This is a genomic window from Saccharopolyspora erythraea NRRL 2338 (assembly GCF_000062885.1).
Taxonomy (GTDB): Bacteria; Actinomycetota; Actinomycetes; order Mycobacteriales; family Pseudonocardiaceae; genus Saccharopolyspora_D; species Saccharopolyspora_D erythraea.
Genome location: NC_009142.1, coordinates 2189331 through 2207909 on the forward strand (window position 1 = coordinate 2189331; position 18579 = coordinate 2207909).

The following is an 18579-nucleotide window of genomic DNA, read 5'->3' on the forward strand; positions in this document are numbered from 1 at the left end:
GACCGGCCGATAGCATCGATGTGCGAAGCGTGTCCGCCGTGCCGGGGTCGCCGGCCCCAGTACCCAGGAACCAGTCATTTGGGAGTAACCGTGTCCGTTCAGCCTTCTGCCGCCCAGCAAGCTCCCCGGGTGAAGGTTCCGGCGGGCACAACTGCCGGTGAGGCGGTGCTCGAGGCGGGGCTGCCGTCGAAGGGGGCCGACGCCGTCGTCGTGGTCCGCGACCACGAGGGCGCGCTGCGCGACCTGTCCTGGGCCCCGGAGTCCGACGTCGAGGTGGAGGCCGTCGCGGCCTGCACCGAGGAGGGCCGCAGCGTCATCCGGCACTCCGCCGCGCACGTGCTGGCCCAGGCCGTCCAGCAGCTGCACGCCGAGGCCAAGCTGGGCATCGGCCCGCCGGTCCGCGACGGGTTCTACTACGACTTCGACGTCGAGCACCCGTTCACCCCGGAGGACCTGCAGGCGCTGGAGAAGCGCATGAAGCAGATCATCAAGTCCGGGCAGAAGTTCTCCCGCCGCAGGCTGGACTCCGTGGAGGCCGCCCGCGAGGAGCTGGCGGGCGAGCCCTACAAGCTGGAGCTGGTCGACCTCAAGTCCGGCAGCGACGAGGTCGACACCAGCGAGGTCATGGAGGTCGGCGGCGGCGATCTGACCGTCTACGACAACGTCGACCGCCACGGCGAGGTCGTCTGGGGCGACCTGTGCCGGGGCCCGCACGTGCCGCACACCCGCTACATCCCGGCGTTCAAGCTGATGCGGGTGGCCGCCGCCTACTGGCGCGGCGACCAGAGCAACCAGCAGCTCCAGCGCGTCTACGGCACCGCGTGGGAGTCCAAGGAGAAGCTCGACGAGCACCTCGAGCTGCTGGCCGAGGCCGAGCGCCGCGACCACCGCCGCCTCGGCTCGGAGCTGGACCTGTTCTCCTTCCCCGACGAGATCGGCTCCGGGCTGCCGGTGTTCCACCCCAAGGGCGGGATCATCCGCAAGGAGATGGAGGACTACTCGCGGCGGCGGCACGAGCAGGCCGGCTACGAGTTCGTCTACAGCCCGCACATCACCAAGGACGCGCTGTTCAAGACCTCCGGCCACCTGAGCTGGTACAAGGACGGCATGTTCCCGGCGATGCACCTCGACGAGGAGCGCGACGAGGACGGCGAGGTCCGCAAGCCCGGGCAGGACTACTACCTCAAGCCGATGAACTGCCCGTTCCACAACCTGATCTACCGCTCCCGCGGGCGCTCCTACCGCGAGCTGCCGCTGCGGCTGTTCGAGTTCGGCTCGGTCTACCGCTACGAGAAGTCCGGCGTGGTGCACGGCCTGACCCGCGTGCGCGGCATGACGCAGGACGACGCGCACATCTACTGCACCCCGGAACAGCTGCAGGACGAGCTGAAGTCGCTGCTGAACTTCGTGCTCAACCTGCTGCGCGACTTCGGCCTGGACGACTTCTACCTCGAGCTGTCCACCCGCAACGAGGAGAAGTACGTCGGCGACGACGAGAGCTGGCGGGTGGCCACCGAGGCGCTGCGCGAGGCGGCCGAGTCCTCCGGCCTGGAGCTGGTGCCCGACCCGGGCGGCGCGGCCTTCTACGGCCCGAAGATCTCGGTGCAGGCCAAGGACGCGCTGGGCCGCACCTGGCAGATGTCGACCATCCAGGTCGACTACCACCTGCCGGACCGCTTCGAGCTGGAGTACACCTCCTCCGACGGCTCCCGGCAGCGGCCGATCAAGATTCACCGGGCGCTGTTCGGCTCCATCGAGCGGTTCTTCGGCGTGCTGACCGAGCACTACGCGGGTGCGTTCCCGGCGTGGCTGGCGCCGGTGCAGGTGGTCGGCATCCCGATCGCCGACGAGCACCTGGACCACCTGGACCGGGTGGCCAAGGCGTTGCGCGCCAAGGGGATCCGCGTCGAGGTCGACGCCAGCGACGACCGGATGCAGAAGAAGATCCGCAACCACACCACGCAGAAGGTGCCGTTCCTGCTGCTGGCGGGCGGCAAGGACGTCGAGGCCGACGCGGTCTCGTTCCGCTTCCGCGACGGCACCCAGATCAACGGGGTGCCGGTGGACACCGCGGTCGCGGCGCTGGCCCACTGGGTCGAGCGCCGGGAGAACTCCTCGCCGACCGCGGAGACCTTCCAGGCGGAGCTGGCGTGAACGGTCGGCCCGGCCCGGAGGACGTGGAACTGGTCGAGCAGCCGGGTCTCGGCGTTCCGGACGCGCTCCAGCGGCTTTGGACCCCGCACCGGATGGCCTACATCCAGGGCGAGAACAAGCCGGAGAGCGACGAGAGCGACGGCTGCCCGTTCTGCAGGCTGCTCGAATCCGGGCTGCCCGACGACGAGACGCTGATCGTCGCGCGTGACGACGTCGTGTTCGCGATCCTCAACCTGTACCCGTACAACCCGGGGCACCTGATGGTCCTGCCGTACCGGCACGTCGCCGACTACACGGACCTGACGGCCGAGGAGACCGTCGCGGTCGCCGAGTACACCCAGCGCGCCATGCGGGTGATCCGCCGGGTCTCGGCTCCGCACGGGTTCAACATCGGGCTGAACCAGGGGCCGGTCGCCGGCGCGGGCATCGCCGCGCACCTGCACCAGCACGTCGTGCCGCGCTGGGGCGGCGACTCGAACTTCATGCCGGTCATCGGCCACACCAAGGTGCTGCCGCAGCTGCTGGGCGAGACCCGCAAGCTGCTCGCCGACGCCTGGCGCGAGCTCGGCTGAGGCCGGCCCGAAGGCCGGCTGTCACGCCTCGGCGAGCTGTCTCGTCAGGACGGTGTGACCGATGAGTTCAAGCGCGGCAAGCGTGTTCTGGTGACCGGTGCGACCGGCGTGCTGGGGAGTGCCCTGACCCCTCGGCTGGTCGAGGCGGGCTTCGAGGTGCGTGCGGCGAGCCGCGGGGCGCGGCAGGCGCGGGGGCCGGTCGAGTGGGTGGTCGCCGACATCGCCACCGGTGCCGGGCTCGACGGGGCCCTCGCCGGGGTGGACACCGTCCTGCACCTCGCGGCGGCTCCCTACCGGGGCCGCTACACCCGGCAGGTGGACCTGGAAGGAACCCGGCGGCTCGCGGATGCCGCCGCCCGCGCCGGTGTCGAGCACCTGGTCTACCCGTCGATCGTGGGCATCGACCACGTGCCCTGGGGCTACTTCAGGACCAAGGTCGCCGCGGAGGAGGCGCTCGCCGCGAGCGCGGTGCCGTGGTCGATCGTGCGGATCACCCAGTTCCACGACTTCGTGGACCGGGCGTTCACCGCGATGGCCCGGCTGGGCGTCCTGGTCGCAGACCGCGGTGTCCCCGTCCAGCCGGTCGACCCGCGGGACGCGGCCGACCGGCTCGTCGAGCAGGCGGGACGGGCCGCGTCCCGCGCCGTGGAGGTTTTCGGCGGCCCGCAGGTGCTGTCGTTCGACGAGGCGGCCCGGTGCTGGCTGGAGGGGGGCGGCCGGCGCCGTCCGGTCCTGCCGCTGCGCATCCCCGGCGAGCTGGGCCGGGCGTTCCGGGCGGGACACCTGACCACCGGGCCGGGTGGCCGGACCACTTGGAGGGAATTCCTGCACGAGAACCGCGGTTGACCGCCCGCCTTCGGCGTGCGCGGTGATCAGGACGGCTACTCTGCACGGAGTAGGCGGCAACCACGGTGCACAGGCGGTTAGAGCTTCCGGCAATGCTGAACATCTTCGCGCGAGCCTCGCTGTCGCGGCTGACCGATCCGGTCGGCACGGCCATGGTCCGGCTCGGCCTCACCCCGAACGCGGTGACCGTGACCGGCGCGGTCGCCGCGTCGGCCTCCGCGCTGTGGTTCTTCCCCCGCGGCGAGCTGTTCGTCGGTAGCGCCGTGGTCACGGTGTTCCTGCTGTTCGACGTCCTCGACGGGGCGATGGCCCGCGCGGGCGGCAAGGCGTCGAGCTTCGGCGGGGTGCTCGACGCCAGCTGCGACCGCATCGTCGACGGCGCGCTGTTCGCCGCGCTGGTGTGGTGGGCCCTGGTGGTCGACGGCAACACCACCCGCGGCGCGGCGCTGCTGATCTGCCTGGTGGGCGCGCAGGTGATCTCCTACGTCAAGGCGCGCGCGGAGGCCAACGGGCTGCACGCCGACGGGGGGCTGGCCGAGCGGGCGGAGCGGTTCATCGTGGTGCTGGTCGGCACCGGGCTGCACGGCCTCGGCGTGCCCGTCGTCCTCGACGTCGCGCTGTGGCTGCTGGTGGCACTGTCGCTGGCCACGATCGCGCAGCGCCTGCACGCGGTGCACGTCAGCGCCGAGCAGCGGCCGTGAGGACGGCTCCGGACGCCGGTCGCCGACGCCCGGAGCGGGGGCCTCACTTCTTGCCCGCCAGGGCCTCCGGCATCTGGTCGTAGCGCTCGAACTGCCTGGTGAACCGGGCGCTGCCGGAGCTCAGCGACCGCACGTTGATGGCGTAGCGGGTGAGCTCGCTGGCGGGCACGTGGGCCCGCACGACCGTCCACCCGGCGTCCTCCGGCTCGGTCCCGACGACCTTGCCCCGGCGTCCCGACAGGTCGCCCAGCACCGCCCCGAGGTGCTCGTCGGGGATGTGCACCTCGATCTCGTCCAGCGGTTCGAGGGTGACCAGCCCGGCCTGCTCGGCCGCGGCCTTGAGCGCGAGCGCGCCCGCGGTCTGGAACGCCGCGTCGGAGGAGTCGACGCTGTGGGCCTTGCCGTCGACCAGCGTGATCCGCAGGTCCACCAGCGGCTGGCCCTCCTCGATGCCCCTCTCGATCTGGTGGCGTACGCCCTTCTCCACGCTCGGGATGAACTGGCGCGGGATCGCCCCGCCGACCACCTTGTCCACGAACTCCACGCCGGACCCGCGCGGCAGCGGCTCCACCTCGATGTCGCACACCGCGTACTGGCCGTGCCCGCCGGACTGCTTGACGTGGCGGCCGTGGCCCTTGGCCGACTGGGCGAAGGTCTGGCGCAGCGCGACTCGCACCGGCTCGGTGTCGATCTCCGCGCCGCCCTCGCGCAGCCGCTGCAGCACGACCTCGGCGTGCGCCTCGCCCATGCACCACAGCACGAGCTGGTGGGTCTCGCTGGCGCGTTCGAGCCGCAGGCTCGGGTCCGCGGCGATGAGCCGGTTGAGGTTGCGCGCCAGGGCGTCCTCGTCGCTGCGGGTGTGCGCGGTGACCGCGATCGGCAGCAGCGGCTCGGGCATCGGCCACGGCGTGAGCAGCAGCGGGTCGCTCGGGTCGGACAGGGTGTCGCCGGTCTCGGCGGAACCGATCTTGGTCAGCGCGCAGAGGTCGCCCGCGACGCAGTGCGAGACCTCCCGCAGGTTCTGCCCCAGCGGCGAGTACAGGTGGGCCACCCGCTCGTCCTCGTCGTGGTCGGGATGGCCGCGCTCGGCCATGCCGTGCCCGGAGACGTGCACCGGGCGCTCGGGCCGCATCGTCCCGGAGAACACCCGGGCCAGCGACACCCGGCCCACGTAGGAGTCGACCGAGGTGTGCACCACCTCGGCCGCCAGCGGTCCCGACGGGTCGGGGGTGAGGGTGCGCGGGTTCCGGCCGTCCGGGTCGGTGAACTGCGGCAGCTTGTGCTCCAGCGGCGAGGGGAAGCCGCGGATGATGCCGTCGAGCAGCTCGGGGACGCCCACGCCGGTCACCGCGCACACCGGCATCACCGGGTGCAGGCCGCCCCTGGCGACGGCGGTCTCCAGGTCGGCGATGAGCGTCTGCTCGTCGATGGTCTCGCCACCGAGGTAGCGCTCCATCAGGTACTCGTCCTCGCTCTCGGAGATGATGCTCTCGATCAGCTCGTCGCGCGGTCCGCTGATGCGGCCCTTGACCTCCCGGTCGGCGTCGCTGACGCCCTCGCGGTCGTAGATGCTGGCGGTGATCAGCCCGACCAGGCCGTTGACCGAGCCGTCGCCGTCGTGGTGCGGCAGGTACAGCGGCAGCACGCCGGAGCCGAACGCCTCGCGGCAGGAGGCGATGGCGGCCTCGACGTTGGCGCGCGGCGCGTCCAGCCGCGAGATGACCACGGCGCGCGGCATGCCGACCGCGCCGCACTCGTGCCACAGCGTCTGCGTGGCGGCGTCGACCCCCTCGGCGGCCGAGACCACGAACAGCGCCGCGTCGGCCGCGCGCAGACCGGCCCGCAGCTCACCGACGAAGTCGGCGTAACCGGGGGTGTCGATCAGGTTGACCCGGTATTCCCCGTGCTGCATCGGCGCGACGGCCAGCCCTACCGAACGCTGCTGCTCGATGGCGGCGGGCTCGTGGTCGCACACGGTGGTCCCCTCGACCACCGAGCCCGCGCGGTTGACGGTGCCGGTCGCGGCGAGCAACGCCTCGGCCAGCGTGGTCTTGCCGGACGCCGAAGGCCCGACCAGGACTACGTTGCGGATCATGGCCGGGTCGGTTGGCGCCGGCCCGGCATGACCTCCCACTGTGCTGCTCTGCTTGCTCCCCATGGCTGCTCCCTGCGCGGATAGCTGACGCGGACCAGTGTGTCCCCGATCACACACCTGTCCCGCGAGTCGTGCAAGGGAGGTAACCGCATAGGACGGGGTCCCGCACGGGGGAGCGGAAGTGGACTACCAGGAAAGCGGTGTAGTGGACTGCGCGAATGGTCCAGTTCGGCTCTAGCCTGGTAGCGCAAGGCGTTGACTTCGAGAAAGGCCGACAGTGACCGAGACCTCCGCCAGCAGCCCCACCGCGCAGCCGGTGACCGGAACCGACGGCGTCAAGCGCGGCATGGCCGAGATGCTCAAGGGCGGCGTGATCATGGACGTGGTCACCCCCGAGCAGGCCAAGATCGCCGAGGCCGCCGGTGCGGTGGCCGTGATGGCGCTGGAACGGGTGCCCGCCGACATCCGCGTCCAGGGCGGCGTGGCCCGGATGTCGGACCCGGACATGATCGAGGGCATCGTCAACGCGGTGTCCATCCCGGTGATGGCCAAGGCGCGCATCGGGCACTTCGTCGAGGCGCAGGTGCTGCAGTCGCTCGGCGTCGACTACATCGACGAGTCCGAGGTGCTGACCCCCGCCGACGAGGCCCACCACATCGACAAGTGGGCCTTCACGGTGCCCTTCGTCTGCGGTGCCACCAACCTCGGCGAGGCGCTGCGCCGCATCTCCGAGGGCGCGGCCATGATCCGCTCCAAGGGTGAGGCGGGCACCGGCAACGTCGTCGAGGCGACCCGCCACATGCGCCAGATCCGCGCCGACATCCGCAGGCTGTCGGTGCTCGGCGAGGAAGAGCTGTACGCGGCGGCCAAGGAGCTGCGCTCCCCGGTCGAGCTGGTCCGCGAGATCGCCAGGACCGGTGAGCTGCCAGTCGTGCTGTTCACCGCGGGCGGCATCGCGACTCCGGCCGACGCGGCGATGATGCGCCAGCTCGGCGCCGAGGGCGTCTTCGTCGGCTCGGGCATCTTCAAGTCCGGCAACCCCGCCCAGCGCGCCGAGGCGATCGTGAAGGCCACCACCTTCTACGACGACCCGGACGTGATCGCCAAGGTCTCGCGCGGCCTCGGCGAGGCCATGGTCGGCATCAACGTCGACGACCTGGAACAGGAGCAGCGCTACGCCAAGCGCGGCTGGTGACCTGAGCGTCGTGGGGCCGGTGCGACCGTCGCGGTCGCACCGGTCCGGCGCATCCGCCGGGTCCGGAAGCGGGCGGATCCGGAAAACAGCGGCAAATCCGGAAACAGCGGTGGAGCCGGTACAAACAGGGCGATACCGCGACAGTCGCATTCTACGCACTCGCCGCGCTGGTTTCCGTTCCACGCGCAGTGACGAATCCCCAACGGAGGCAAACGGAAAAACCCGCACTGCCGACGTTGCGCCGGCCTTAGGCTTCGACGGTGCGCATTCTGTTCTCAAGCCTTCCGACCCACGGGCACACCTACCCGCTGCTGCCGCTCGCCGTGGCGGCGCGCAAGGCCGGGCACGAGGTCGTCTACGCCACCGGGGCCGACTTCCACCCGGTGCTGACCGCGCTGGACATCGAGCCCGTCGCCGCGGGAATGCCGATCTCGGAGGCGTTCGCCATCGCGAGCAAGGCCGCGGGTGTCACCGATCCCCGCCAGGAGGGACCGGCGGCCCAGGAGCGGGTCATCGCCGGGGTGTTCGGCTCGGCGATGCCGCGCCGCTTCTTCGCCGACCTCCAGGACGTCGTGACGCCGGGCAGCTTCGACCTCGTCGTGCACGAGGCGGGCAACCCCGGCGCCGGGCTCGCCGCCAGGAGGGCGGGCATTCCCGGCGTCTGCCACGGGTTCGGCCGGGTGAACGCCTCCGGGCTCGGTGACAGGATCGCGGGAGCGCTCGGGCAGTTCGCGGCCGAGATCGGCCAGACGGTCCCGGAGCGCCACGCGAACATCCTGGGCAACCCGTACCTGGACATCTACCCGCCGTCGTTGCAGGGCCCGGATTTCCTCGCCACCGGTGACCGCGTCGAGCTGCGTCCGGTGCCCTTCGCCGAACCCGGCGAGCTGCCCGGCGTGGTCGGCGAACGGGACCGTCCGCTGGTCTACCTGACGCTGGGAACCGCGTTCGGCACCGCCGACGTGCTGAGCACCGCGATCGAGGGCCTCTCCGGGCTCGACGTGCGGGTGCTGGTCTCGGGCGGGCGGCTCGTCGAAGCCGCGGCGCTCGGACAGCTCCCGGAGAACGTGACCGCGGTGTCGTGGCTGCCGCAGGCCGACCTGCTGCCGCACCTGGACCTGATCGTGCACCACGGTGGTTCGGGCACCACGCTGGGAGCTCTGGGCGCGGGGGTCAAGCAGCTGCTGACGCCGCAGGGCGCCGACCAGTTCAACAACGCCGAGGCCGTCGTCGGCGGCGGTGCGGCGCTGAGCCTGCAACCCGGCGAGCTCAGCCCGCAAGCGATCGCCGACTGCGCTCGCAAGCTGCTGGAGGGCAGCGAGTTCGACGCACCGGTGCGGGCGCTGGCCCAGGAGGTCGCCGCCATGCCGTCGCCGGAGCAGATCGCGGCCCGGCTGCCTGAGTTCGCCGGCTGACCAGCACCGCTTGGCCGGCGCCGACGGCGCCGGCCAAGCGGCACTCGCGTCTCGTGCCCAGTTCGCCGACGTGCGGGCCGCGTCGAAACCGCTGCTGGGCCGCGGGCCGGCGGTTACCGGGAGCCGCATGTCCGGGATGCGGGTGCTGGCCGACGAGTCCGAGCGCGGCTGGTGGCACATGGCCCTGCGCGAGCCCGCCCCGCCGTTGGGCGGCCTGGTCACACGCTACATCGGCTACCGCGAGCGCTCGGCCGTCCCGGTGCGGCGCCGGGAGGTGCCGACCGGCGAGGTCACGATCATCCTCAGCTTCGGCCCCAAGATCGCGGTGAGCGACCCGCGGGGCGGCAGCGGCCGCGAGCTCACCAGCTTCGTCGCGCCGGTCGACGACACCTGGGCGGTCACCGAGTACACCGGCGAGCAGCACGGGCTGGAGATGACGCTGACGCCGCTCGGCGCCTCGCGGCTCTTCGGCGTCCCGATGGACTGCCTCGCCGACCCGGTCACCGACGTCGAGGACCTGCTGGGCCGCACCGGGAGACTCCTCGCCGAGCGGCTCGCCGACGCCTCCGGCTGGACCGAGCGCTTCGACCTCCTCGACGCCCTGCTGCCCGCGTTGTTCGAACGCGGGCGTCCGCCTTCGCCCGCCGCGGCGTGGGCCTGGCGCCGCCTGCGGGAGACCGACGGGCGCATCCCGATCGCCACTCTCGTCGACGACCTCGGGTGCAGCCACCGCTACCTCGTCTCGCAGTTCCGCCACCACGTCGGGGTCACGCCGAAGACGCCGGCGCGGGTGCTGCGCTGCGGACGCGCGATCCGGCTGCTGGAGCAGGGCGGTCACCGCATCGGCGACATCGCGCTCGACTGCGGCTACAGCGACCAGGCGCACCTCAACCGGGACTTCCGCCTGCTCACCGGTACCACTCCAGGTGTGTGGTGCCAGGAGATGCGGCTGGAGCTGCCCAAGCCCGCCGAACAGGTCAGATTCGTCCAAGCCCGCACCGCGTCCCGCTCCTGACGTCGGGGACATCGGGCCGAACCGGCGGCCCCGGCGGAACACAGGAGTGGTCATGAGCGGCGAACCCAACATCCTCCCCGCGCTGCGCTACGCGGACGCGGCCAAGGCGTGGCAGTGGCTGCACGAGGCGTTCGGCTTCGAGCAGCGGTTCTCGGTCCCCGGGCCGGACGGGACGATCGCGCACGCCGAGATGGGCCTCGGCGCGGGCACCATCATGTTCGGCTCGGCGTCCCGTGGCGCCGGTGCCCTGATCGATCCCGACCCGCGCAAGGCGGAGTGGACGGTCTACGTGTGGGTGCCCGACATCGACGCGCACTACGAGCGGGCGCGACGCGCGGGCGCCGAGATCACGACGGAGCTCGCCGGCACCGACTACGGCTCGCGCGAGTACGGCGCCCGCGACTTCGAGGGCAACCACTGGGCGTTCGGCACCTACCTGCCGCGGCCGGAGTGAGCGCCCCGGCCGGGGCCGCGGCTCAGACGTGCTCCATCACCAGCACGGCGGTGGTACCGGGTTCCAGAGCCTCGTACTGATGGGGTACGTCGCCGGAGAAGGAGACGTAGTCGCCCGGGCCGATCTCCACCAGGTTCGACTCCGGGCCGACCCGCATCCGTCCCGCGGTCAGCACGACGTGCTCGACCGTGCCGGGGATGTGCGCCTGGGCGTCGCGCACCCCGCCGGGTTCCAGTTCCAGCAGGTACAGGTCCCGGCGGGCGCCGGCCGGGCACGACGACAGCAGCGCGGCCGCGTAGGTCGACTGCTCCGAGCGCACGAACGTGGCCTGGCCGGCCCGCACGATGCGCACCTGCGGTCTCGGCGGGTCGACGAGCCTGCTGAACGGCACGCCGAGGGCGACCGCGAGCGCCCACAGCGTCTCCACGCTCGGGTTGCCCGCGCCCGACTCGAGCTGCGAGAGCGTGGACTTGGCGATTCCGGCGCGCTTGGCGAGCTCGGTGAGCGACAGGCCCACGCGGTCGCGTTCGCGGCGCAGCGCTGCGGAGATGATCTCCAGCGGTGTGCTTTCGGTGGTGCTCATGGCGTCGTTCGTTTCACCGGTCCTTGTGTTCGACTTGACGAACAAGGGGCTCGTTGTTCACGATACCGGACTGTGAGTTCGTTACAGCGAACGCGACCCGGTCCTCGGGGGATCTGGCGCGACAAGGTCCTGCGCGACGTGCTGTCGATCGCGGCGGCGATGGCCATCGTCGGTGCCTCCCTCGGTGCCATCGCGGTGAGCAAGGGCATCCCGCTGTGGATGATCACGCTGATGGGGGCGGTGATCTTCGCGGGCGGCTCGGAGTTCATGGCCGTGGGGCTGATGACCGCGGGCGCGGCGCCGATTACCGCGGTCGTCGGCGGCCTGCTGCTCAACGCCCGCCACCTGCCGTTCGGCCTGGCGATCGGCGACCTGTTCGCGCGCGGGCCGCTCACCCGGCTGGTCGGCAGCCACCTGATGGTCGACGAGTCGGTGGCCTTCGCCCTGGCCCAGGAGGATCCGGCGGAGAAGCGGCGTGCTTACTGGCTCACCGGCATCGCCCTGTACTGCACCTGGACACCGTCGATCTTCGTCGGAGGGCTGCTCGGCCAGCAGGTCGGCGATCCCGACGTCTTCGGTCTCGACGCGGCCCTGCCCGCCGCGCTGCTCGCGCTGATCGTGCCGTCGCTGCGCGACCTCCCGACCCTGCGCGCCGTCGCGGTCGGGGCCCTGGTCGCGGTCGTGACCACGCCGATCCTGCCGCAGGGGCTGCCGGTGATGGCGGCGCTCGTGGGCGTCGCCGCCGCGCTGCCGCTGCCGCGCGGGCGCGAGGGGGAGGAGAAGTCATGACGATGGCAGTGGTGCTGGCCCTGGCGGGCGGCACGTACGCCATGCGGCTGGCCGGACCGCTGCTGCGCGGGCGGATCACGATCTCGCCGCGGTGGGAGCGGCTGATGTCCATCGCCGCGATCACCCTGCTCGGCGCCTTCGTCGTCACGAGCGCGGTGGCCGAGGGCGGTGGCTTCGCGGGCTGGGCCCGGCTGGCCGGCGTCGCCGTCGGCGGCGTCCTGGCCTGGCGGCGGGCGCCCTTCGTCGTGGTGGTCGTCGCCGCCGCCGTGACCACGGCGGGCCTGCGGTTCTTCGAACTCGCGGCCTGAGGCTCGGGCGGGGCGGCGGCTTGGGCTGTCCGGCGTGCCGCGTGGGAAGGCTCCGGGGGCGGTTTCGCCGGGAGGTTGCGTGTCGGGCCGCGGCGTCCGCCGGGATGGCTGGCCGTCTGGCCGCCCGCGGCTGCCTTGCTGTTCGGCCGCTGGTGCCCGGCTGCTCTCGCCGCTCCGCAGGTCCGGCTGATCGACGCTTTGGTGCCCGGCTGCTCTCCCTGCTCCGCAGGTCCGGCTGATCGACGCCTTGGTGCCCGGCCGCTCTCGCCGCCTTTGTGCCCGGCCGCTGCCGCCAGAGGGCGCCGCCGCGTGTCGCCGGGCCGCTTACGTCCGGCCCGCGCTCGCCGCTGCTGCCTGGCCGTGTCGCCACAGCGCGCCCCGGCCGCCACGCCGCCCCCGACCAGCGCCTTCCCCCTCGATGTAAGCGCTCGTTAACCCCAATCGCGGGTCACCTGAACGTGGTGATTAGGGTCTCCCCAACCGAACCGGGAGTACCCACCGGTACCTCGGATGCAGTAACGAGCTGACCCACCCGTGTCAGCTCTCATCACGGAAGGTCGCCCCTTGGTCACCACCCCGGACGCGCCCCGCCGCACCTCGGCAACCGACGAGGGCTACGCGACGGGCCTGGGCAACCGCCAGGTCCAGATGATCGCGATGGGCGGCGCCATCGGCGTCGGCCTCTTCCTCGGCGTCGGCGGCCGCATGGAGCAGGCGGGCCCCGCGCTGATCCTGTCCTACCTGCTGTGCGGCGCCGCCGCGTTCTTCGTGATGCGCGCCCTCGGCGAGCTCGTGCTCTACAAGCCCGTCGCGGGCAGCTTCGTGGAGTACTCGCGCGAGTTCATCGGACCGTGGGCGGGCTTCGCCGCGGGCTGGATGTACTTCATCAACTGGGCGGGCGCGGGCATCGCCGAGATCACCGCCGCCGGGATCTACATCGGCAAGTGGTTCCCCGACTTCCCGCAGTGGCTGACCGCGCTGATCTGCCTGGTCGCGCTGCTGGTGGTCAACGTGCTGTCGGTGAAGCTCTTCGGCGAGCTGGAGTTCTGGTTCAGCGTCATCAAGGTGCTGGCCATCGTCAGCTTCCTGGCCGTCGGCCTGGCGCTGGTCGTCACCGCCTCCGACGTCGGCGGCACCACGGCGGGCCCGCACAACCTGGTCGACCACGGCGGGTTCATGCCCAACGGGCTGCCCCTGGTGCTGATGAGCCTGCAGGGCGTGATGTTCGCCTACGCCTCGCTGGAGATGGTCGGCATCGCGGCGGGGGAGACCAAGGACCCCGCCAAGGTCATGCCCAAGGCGATCAACAGCGTGGTCTGGCGGATCGGCGTCTTCTACGTCGGCTCGGTGCTGCTGCTGTGCATGGTCATGCCGTGGACCTCCTACAACGGCGACCAGAGCCCGTTCGTCACGGTCTTCTCCAGCCTCGGCGTGCCGTGGGCGGGCGACCTGATGAACTTCGTGGTGCTCACCGCCGCGCTGTCGAGCTGCAACTCCGGGCTGTACTCGACCGGACGCATCCTGCGGTCGCTGGCGCAGCGCGGCGAGGCCCCGTCCTTCACCGAGCGGATGAACTCCCGCCGCGCCCCCTACGGCGCGGTGCTGTTCACCGGCGCGGTGTTCCTGGTCGGTGTGCTGCTGAACTACGTGGTGCCCAAGGACGCCTTCGACATCGCGACCTCGATCTCCTCGCTGGGCGTCATCGCCACCTGGGCCGCGCTGCTCTACGCCCAGACCAGGCTGCGCAGCCGGGCGAGGCGCGGTGACCTCGAGCGCCCCGGCTACCGGATGCCCGGATCGCCCTGGACGAACTGGGTCGTCCTGGGCTTCCTCGGCCTCATCGTGGTGCTGGCCGGCTTCTCGGAGGAAACCGCGGTGCGCTGGTCCTTCTACGCGGTTCCGGTGCTGGTCGTGGCCATCGCCGCGGGCTGGTGGGCGGTGCGCGGCCGGGCTTCGTCCTCGTGACCGGGTGCTGGACAATGGGTGGCGTGTCCACAGCTCGACCAGTCATCGGAGTGCTCGCCCTGCAAGGGGGCGTGGCCGAACACCTGACCGCCCTGGAGCGCAGCGGCGCCGAGGCCAGGCCCGTGCGCCGGCCGGAGGAACTGGCCCAGGTGCACGGCCTGGTCCTGCCCGGCGGTGAGTCCACCGCCATGACCCGGCTGCTCGACGGGTTCGAGCTGTTCGAGCCGCTGCGGGAGCGGCTCGCGGCGGGCATGCCCGCCTTCGGCTCCTGCGCGGGCATGGTCCTGCTGGCCGGGACGGTCCTGGACGACCGCGTGGAGCAGGACACCCCGCCGGTCCGCCCGTTCGGGGCGATCGACATGGCGGTGCGGCGCAACGCCTTCGGCAGGCAGGTCGACTCCTTCGAGGCCGATCTGGACTTCGCCGGCGTCACCGACGGCCCGGTGCACGCGGTGTTCATCCGCGCACCCTGGGTCGACAAGGTCGGTGCCGACGTCCGGGTGCTGGCCAGCGTCGCGCCGAGCGGCCATGGGTCCGAGGTCACAGCGCCCGCCGGTAGGATCGTCGCGGTTCAGCAGGGGCCCGTGCTCGCCACCGCTTTCCACCCGGAGCTGGTCAGCGGGGACGAACGCGTGCACCGCTATTTCGTGCAGACCGTCCGCGCGTCCTGATCGGGACCGCCGAGCGGAGGTCGTGCGGTCGTAGACAGACGGAGGAGAGATGAGCGGCCACTCGAAGTGGGCCACCACAAAGCACAAGAAGGCCGCCCTCGACGCCAAGCGCGGCAAGCTTTTCGCGAAGCTGATCAAGAATGTCGAGGTTGCCGCGCGGACCGGCGGGGGTGACCCGGATGGCAACCCGACGCTGTACGACGCCATCCAGAAGGCGCGCAAGAACTCGGTCCCGCAGGACAACATCGAGCGGGCCCGCAAGCGCGGCGCCGGTGAGGAAGCCGGTGGTGCCGACTGGCAGACGATCATGTACGAGGGCTACGGGCCCAACGGCGTCGCGGTGCTCGTCGAGTGCCTGACCGACAACCGCAACCGCGCCGCGGGCGAGGTGCGCACCGCGATGACCCGCAACGGCGGCTCGATGGCCGACGCGGGCTCGGTGGCGTACCTGTTCAACCGCAAGGGCGTCGTGCTGCTGCCGAAGAACGGCCTCAGCGAGGACGACGTGCTCTCGGCGGTGCTCGAGGCGGGCGCGGAGGAGATCAACGACCTCGGCGAGAGCTACGAGATCCTCACCGAGCCGTCCGACCTGGTCGACGTGCGCAAGGCGCTGCAGGCCGAGGGCATCGAGTACGACTCGGCCGAGACCAACTTCCTGGCCTCGGTCAACGTCCCCCTCGACGCCGACGGCGCGCGCAAGCTGTTCAAGCTGATCGACGTGCTCGAGGACTGCGACGACGTGCAGAACGTCTTCGCCAACTTCGACGTCAGCGACGAGGTCCTGGAAGAGGTCAACGCCTAGTTCCGCGGTCGGCCCGAGCCGACCACGGCCGAGACGCGGCGGCGCCGGTGTTGTTCCGGCCCCGCCGCGTCGGCGTGTCCGGCCCTTGTGGGCTCAGAGGCGGCGCGCCCGCGCGAGCCAGGCGGCGACGTCGGCCGTGCTGCCGTCGGGCAGCCCGAGCCCCTCGGCGGCGTCGCCCCGCGCGATGCCCCGGTAGCGCGACGGGCGCAGGTCCTCCAGCTCCCAGCCGTCGGCGAAGGCATCGCGGATCACCTGGTCGCTGATGCGGGGGCCGAAGCCCGGTTCGGCATCGGACAGCGCGAGCACGTGGACCACCGCGCCCGGGCGGCACACCGCGTGCAGGCTGCGGGTGTAGCGCTGCCGCTCCTCGGCGCCGAAGACGTGGAACAGGGCGCTGTCGAGGACGGTGTCGAAGCGCTCCTGCGTCCCGAGGCCGAGCGCGTCGGCCACCTCGAACCGCGCCTCGACGCCCCTGGCGCGCGCGTTGGCCCGCGCCTGCTCCACCGCGAACGGCGAGAAGTCGACGCCGAGCACGTCGTAGCCCAGCTCGGCCAGGTGGATGGTGTGCTCGCCGGCGCCCGTACCGGCGTCCAGCACGGCGCCGCGGATGGCGCCGGTCCGTTCCAGCTCGACGACGGCGGGCTGGGGTTCCCCGATCACCCACGGCGCGGTGCCGTTCTCGTAGGCGCTGTCGAAGATCTCCCGGGGCACGGTCGTGTCCATGCGCGACTCCTGTCCGCTGCGGGCGGGCCCGTCGTGGGCCCGCGGTCGCCGCCAGCTTCGGACCTCTACAGCGCTCGAAGTCAAGGGCGCGCGGCAAGCACTTCTCCGGCGCGTCGCGCACCGCCCGTAGGCAGGGCGTTCCGGGCCGTGGCGGGTGTGGGCGAACCCACCGCCGGGACCGGCGCCGCACGCGTGGCGGCGGTTTGACCGCGGCGCGCCGATCGGCAGAATGGCCGCCGTGGTCGACACGGATGAACGTCTGCGCAGCTGGTTGGTCAACACCGCGGAACGCGACGGCGCCGCGGTGATGCACGTGGCGGGGGATGAGCACGGCGCGCCCTACGCGTTTTCCGTCGGTGCGTGGCGCCGCTTCGGCAAGCCGGAGGCGGTCACCATCGGGCTGCCCAAGGACGTGGCGCACTCGGTGATCAACACCTACGTGCGGCGGGCGGCAGGCGGTGAGCGGTTCAAGCCGGGGCAGCTCTACGACGGTTTCCTGGACGGCTGCTGGATGACCGTGGAGAAGGTCGCCAAGCAGCACTACCCGGAGTTCCTCGGCAGCGCCTTCCTCGTCTACGGCGACGGCGACTTCCCGGCCGTGCAGCTCATCGCGGCCACCCCCGACGGCAAGTTCCCCTGGCACGACGACGCCCCGGGCGGCTTCGCCGAGTACCAGCCGGTGCTGACCGCCAGCGGAGCGCCCGAGAACTGGACGCCGGGCTCCGACGGCCCCTGAGCCCCCGACGACCGGGACGCCCAGGCTCGATCGCCAGCCGAGACGCTCCGCGGCCGTTGAACACCCGGACCGCCCTCGCGCGGTCGATCGCCGAGACGCTCCGGGGTCGTCGACGGCCCGGCCACCCGGCAGGTAGCCAGCCGATCCGCCGGGACGCTCCCGGCCGTCCGGAGCCGCGTGGCCGGCGGCGGGCGGTGCCGGACGGCACGTCGCTTCCACCTCCGGGCGCGCGGGGGTGGATCATGGCCGGTACCACACCGACGGGTGAGGCGTGCGCGTGTCGTTGCGAGTGGCCCGCCTCGCCGGTCCGGTAGGGTTCGAACGCGTGTTCAGGCTGGTGCGAGGAGTGGTGACGTGCGGGTACTCGGTGTCGACCCCGGCCTGACCCGCTGCGGGATCGGCGTGGTCGACGGCGGGCGCGGCCGCACCGTCACCTGCGTCGGTGTCGGCGTGGCGCGGACCCCGGCCGACCAGGAGCTGTCCGCCCGGCTGCTGGGCGTGGCCGAGGCCGTCGACGAGTGGCTGGACACCCACCGGCCCGAGGTCGTCGCGATCGAGCGGGTCTTCAGCCAGCACAACGTCCGCACCGTGATGGGCACCGCGCAGGTCTCCGGCATCGTGGCGCTGGCCGCCGCGCGCCGCGGCCTGCCGGTTGCCTTCCACACCCCGAGCGAGGTCAAGGCCGCGATCAGCGGATCCGGCCGCGCCGACAAGCGCCAGGTGACCACCATGGTCACCAAGATCCTCGGGCTGGCCGAGGCCCCGAAGCCCGCCGACGCCGCCGACGCGCTGGCGCTGGCCGTCTGCCACCTCTGGCGGGCGCCGATGGCGGGCCGGCTCGCCGAGGCAGAGGCGAAGGCCGCGGCGCTGGCCCGCAACCACAAGGCGCGTCTGAAGGACGCGCGGCAGGCCGCCGCCCAGCGGGCGGCGCGGACAGGAGGAGTCCAGCGATGATCGCCTCGGTGCGGGGCCCGGTGCTGTCGGTCGGGCTCGACCACGCCGTGATCGAGGTCGGCGGTGTCGGCATGGCCGTGCACGCCACGCCGGCCACCCTGGCCGGTCTGCGGCGCGGGGAGGAGGCGCGGCTTTGGACCTCGCTGATCGTGCGCGAGGACTCCCTGACGCTGTACGGCTTCGCCGACGCCGAGGCCCGCGACCTGTTCGGACTGCTGCAGACCGCCTCCGGGGTCGGCCCGCGGCTGGCGCTGGCGACGCTGGCGGTGCTCGCCCCCGACCAGCTCTGCCACGCGCTCTCCGACGGCAACATCACCACGCTCACCCAGGTCCCCGGCGTGGGCAAGAAGAGCGCCGAGCGGCTGATCCTGGAGCTGCGCGACAAGGTCGGTACGGTGGCCGGGACCGCGGGCGCCGGGGCGCAGGCACCCGACCGGGGCCGGGTGCGCTCGGAGGTGTCCGAGGCGCTGGTCGGCCTGGGCTTCTCGGCGAAGCAGGCCGAGCAGAGCGTCGAGGCGGTGCTCGCCGCCGACGGCCCGGTCTCCGACACCTCGGCGGTGCTGCGCAAGGCGCTGGCGGCGCTCGGCCCGAAGAAGTGACG

Annotated in this window: 19 protein-coding genes; 16 read left to right on the forward strand and 3 right to left on the reverse strand. The window is 72.2% G+C overall.

The features are described from left to right. Positions 1-129 precede the first annotated feature (129 nt). The 4 genes from thrS (at position 130) to pgsA (ending at position 4273) form a co-directional block, all read left to right on the forward strand. Positions 130-2154 carry a threonine--tRNA ligase gene (gene thrS, locus SACE_RS09820; RefSeq protein WP_009948991.1) on the forward strand — a complete coding sequence of 675 codons (2025 nt, stop codon included), beginning with the start codon at positions 130-132 and terminating at the stop codon, positions 2152-2154. Beyond that, positions 2151-2726, forward strand: coding sequence for an HIT family protein (locus SACE_RS09825; protein ID WP_009948990.1), 576 nt, complete (start codon positions 2151-2153; stop codon positions 2724-2726). The genes thrS and SACE_RS09825 overlap by 4 nt, the downstream gene beginning before the upstream one ends. Before the next feature lie 54 nt (positions 2727-2780). Further along, positions 2781-3572 (forward strand): SDR family oxidoreductase, encoded by a 792-nt coding sequence (locus SACE_RS09830; RefSeq protein ID WP_009948989.1) that lies wholly within the window; start codon positions 2781-2783, stop codon positions 3570-3572. Positions 3573-3664: 92 nt separating this feature from the next. Further along, positions 3665-4273, forward strand: a complete 609-nt coding sequence (gene pgsA / locus SACE_RS09835) for a phosphatidylinositol phosphate synthase (RefSeq protein ID WP_009948988.1) — start codon at positions 3665-3667, stop codon at positions 4271-4273. Positions 4274-4316: 43 nt separating this feature from the next. Here the strand turns inward: pgsA and SACE_RS09840 are convergent, their stop codons facing one another. Continuing rightward, positions 4317-6431, reverse strand: coding sequence for an elongation factor G-like protein EF-G2 (locus tag SACE_RS09840; protein WP_029621907.1), 2115 nt, complete (start codon positions 6429-6431; stop codon positions 4317-4319). A 214-nt stretch (positions 6432-6645) separates the two neighbouring features. Between SACE_RS09840 and pdxS the strand changes: the two genes are divergently transcribed. The 4 genes from pdxS (at position 6646) to SACE_RS09860 (ending at position 10447) form a co-directional block, all read left to right on the forward strand. After that, entirely contained in the window at positions 6646-7563 is a 918-nt protein-coding gene (gene pdxS, locus SACE_RS09845) for a pyridoxal 5'-phosphate synthase lyase subunit PdxS (protein ID WP_009948985.1), read from the forward strand. Between the two features lie 260 nt (positions 7564-7823). Beyond that, positions 7824-8978, forward strand: coding sequence for a glycosyltransferase (locus SACE_RS09850; protein WP_009948984.1), 1155 nt, complete (start codon positions 7824-7826; stop codon positions 8976-8978). Between the two features lie 127 nt (positions 8979-9105). Continuing rightward, on the forward strand, positions 9106-9993 hold the full coding sequence (locus tag SACE_RS09855) for a helix-turn-helix domain-containing protein (protein WP_011873533.1): 888 nt from the start codon (positions 9106-9108) through the stop codon (positions 9991-9993). Positions 9994-10045: 52 nt separating this feature from the next. Continuing rightward, the gene (locus SACE_RS09860; RefSeq protein ID WP_009948982.1) at positions 10046-10447 is read left to right on the forward strand and encodes a VOC family protein; all 402 of its coding nucleotides are present in this window, start codon (positions 10046-10048) and stop codon (positions 10445-10447) included. Between the two features lie 22 nt (positions 10448-10469). On the opposite strand, the gene SACE_RS09865 is transcribed toward SACE_RS09860, so the two are convergent. Continuing rightward, positions 10470-11030: a helix-turn-helix domain-containing protein gene (locus SACE_RS09865; protein ID WP_011873534.1), complete on the reverse strand. Its 561-nt coding sequence runs from the start codon at positions 11028-11030 to the stop codon at positions 10470-10472. Positions 11031-11102: 72 nt separating this feature from the next. Here SACE_RS09865 and SACE_RS09870 point away from each other — a divergent pair, with 72 nt between their 5' ends. From SACE_RS09870 to SACE_RS09890, 5 genes are all read left to right on the forward strand, one after another. After that, positions 11103-11819, forward strand: coding sequence for an AzlC family ABC transporter permease (locus SACE_RS09870; protein ID WP_231849961.1), 717 nt, complete (start codon positions 11103-11105; stop codon positions 11817-11819). After that, entirely contained in the window at positions 11816-12127 is a 312-nt protein-coding gene (locus SACE_RS09875) for an AzlD domain-containing protein (RefSeq protein ID WP_009948978.1), read from the forward strand. The genes SACE_RS09870 and SACE_RS09875 overlap by 4 nt, the downstream gene beginning before the upstream one ends. Positions 12128-12691: 564 nt before the next feature. Then, a complete protein-coding gene (locus tag SACE_RS09880) occupies positions 12692-14092 on the forward strand; it encodes an amino acid permease (RefSeq protein WP_011873535.1) in 1401 nt (466 codons plus the stop codon). Positions 14093-14106: 14 nt separating this feature from the next. After that, positions 14107-14763 (forward strand): pyridoxal 5'-phosphate synthase glutaminase subunit PdxT, encoded by a 657-nt coding sequence (gene pdxT, locus SACE_RS09885; protein WP_011873536.1) that lies wholly within the window; start codon positions 14107-14109, stop codon positions 14761-14763. Between the two features lie 49 nt (positions 14764-14812). Then, positions 14813-15565, forward strand: a complete 753-nt coding sequence (locus SACE_RS09890; RefSeq protein WP_009948976.1) for a YebC/PmpR family DNA-binding transcriptional regulator — start codon at positions 14813-14815, stop codon at positions 15563-15565. Between the two features lie 93 nt (positions 15566-15658). On the opposite strand, the gene SACE_RS09895 is transcribed toward SACE_RS09890, so the two are convergent. Further along, entirely contained in the window at positions 15659-16288 is a 630-nt protein-coding gene (locus SACE_RS09895) for a class I SAM-dependent methyltransferase (RefSeq protein WP_009948974.1), read from the reverse strand. Between the two features lie 229 nt (positions 16289-16517). Here SACE_RS09895 and SACE_RS09900 point away from each other — a divergent pair, with 229 nt between their 5' ends. The 3 genes from SACE_RS09900 (at position 16518) to ruvA (ending at position 18577) form a co-directional block, all read left to right on the forward strand. After that, positions 16518-17024 carry a DUF4262 domain-containing protein gene (locus SACE_RS09900; protein WP_009948973.1) on the forward strand — a complete coding sequence of 169 codons (507 nt, stop codon included), beginning with the start codon at positions 16518-16520 and terminating at the stop codon, positions 17022-17024. Between the two features lie 354 nt (positions 17025-17378). Further along, positions 17379-17978 (forward strand): crossover junction endodeoxyribonuclease RuvC, encoded by a 600-nt coding sequence (gene ruvC, locus SACE_RS09905; protein WP_009948972.1) that lies wholly within the window; start codon positions 17379-17381, stop codon positions 17976-17978. Then, complete coding sequence (ruvA, locus tag SACE_RS09910; RefSeq protein ID WP_009948971.1) at positions 17975-18577, forward strand: Holliday junction branch migration protein RuvA; 603 nt, start codon at positions 17975-17977, stop codon at positions 18575-18577. The genes ruvC and ruvA overlap by 4 nt, the downstream gene beginning before the upstream one ends. Positions 18578-18579 lie beyond the last annotated feature (2 nt).

Excerpts from the sequence above, each read along its gene's own strand:
- pgsA (WP_009948988.1), top strand. The coding sequence starts at position 3,665 with ATGCTGAACATCTTCGCGCGAGCCTCGCTGTCGCGGCTGACCGATCCG.
- SACE_RS09840 (WP_029621907.1), bottom strand. The coding sequence starts at position 6,431 with ATGGGGAGCAAGCAGAGCAGCACAGTGGGAGGTCATGCCGGGCCGGCG.
- SACE_RS09855 (WP_011873533.1), top strand. The coding sequence starts at position 9,106 with ATGTCCGGGATGCGGGTGCTGGCCGACGAGTCCGAGCGCGGCTGGTGG.
- SACE_RS09860 (WP_009948982.1), top strand. The coding sequence starts at position 10,046 with ATGAGCGGCGAACCCAACATCCTCCCCGCGCTGCGCTACGCGGACGCG.
- SACE_RS09865 (WP_011873534.1), bottom strand. The coding sequence starts at position 11,030 with ATGAGCACCACCGAAAGCACACCGCTGGAGATCATCTCCGCAGCGCTG.
- SACE_RS09875 (WP_009948978.1), top strand. The coding sequence starts at position 11,816 with ATGACGATGGCAGTGGTGCTGGCCCTGGCGGGCGGCACGTACGCCATG.
- pdxT (WP_011873536.1), top strand. The coding sequence starts at position 14,107 with ATGGGTGGCGTGTCCACAGCTCGACCAGTCATCGGAGTGCTCGCCCTG.
- SACE_RS09890 (WP_009948976.1), top strand. The coding sequence starts at position 14,813 with ATGAGCGGCCACTCGAAGTGGGCCACCACAAAGCACAAGAAGGCCGCC.
- SACE_RS09895 (WP_009948974.1), bottom strand. The coding sequence starts at position 16,288 with ATGGACACGACCGTGCCCCGGGAGATCTTCGACAGCGCCTACGAGAAC.
- SACE_RS09900 (WP_009948973.1), top strand. The coding sequence starts at position 16,518 with ATGGCCGCCGTGGTCGACACGGATGAACGTCTGCGCAGCTGGTTGGTC.
- ruvA (WP_009948971.1), top strand. The coding sequence starts at position 17,975 with ATGATCGCCTCGGTGCGGGGCCCGGTGCTGTCGGTCGGGCTCGACCAC.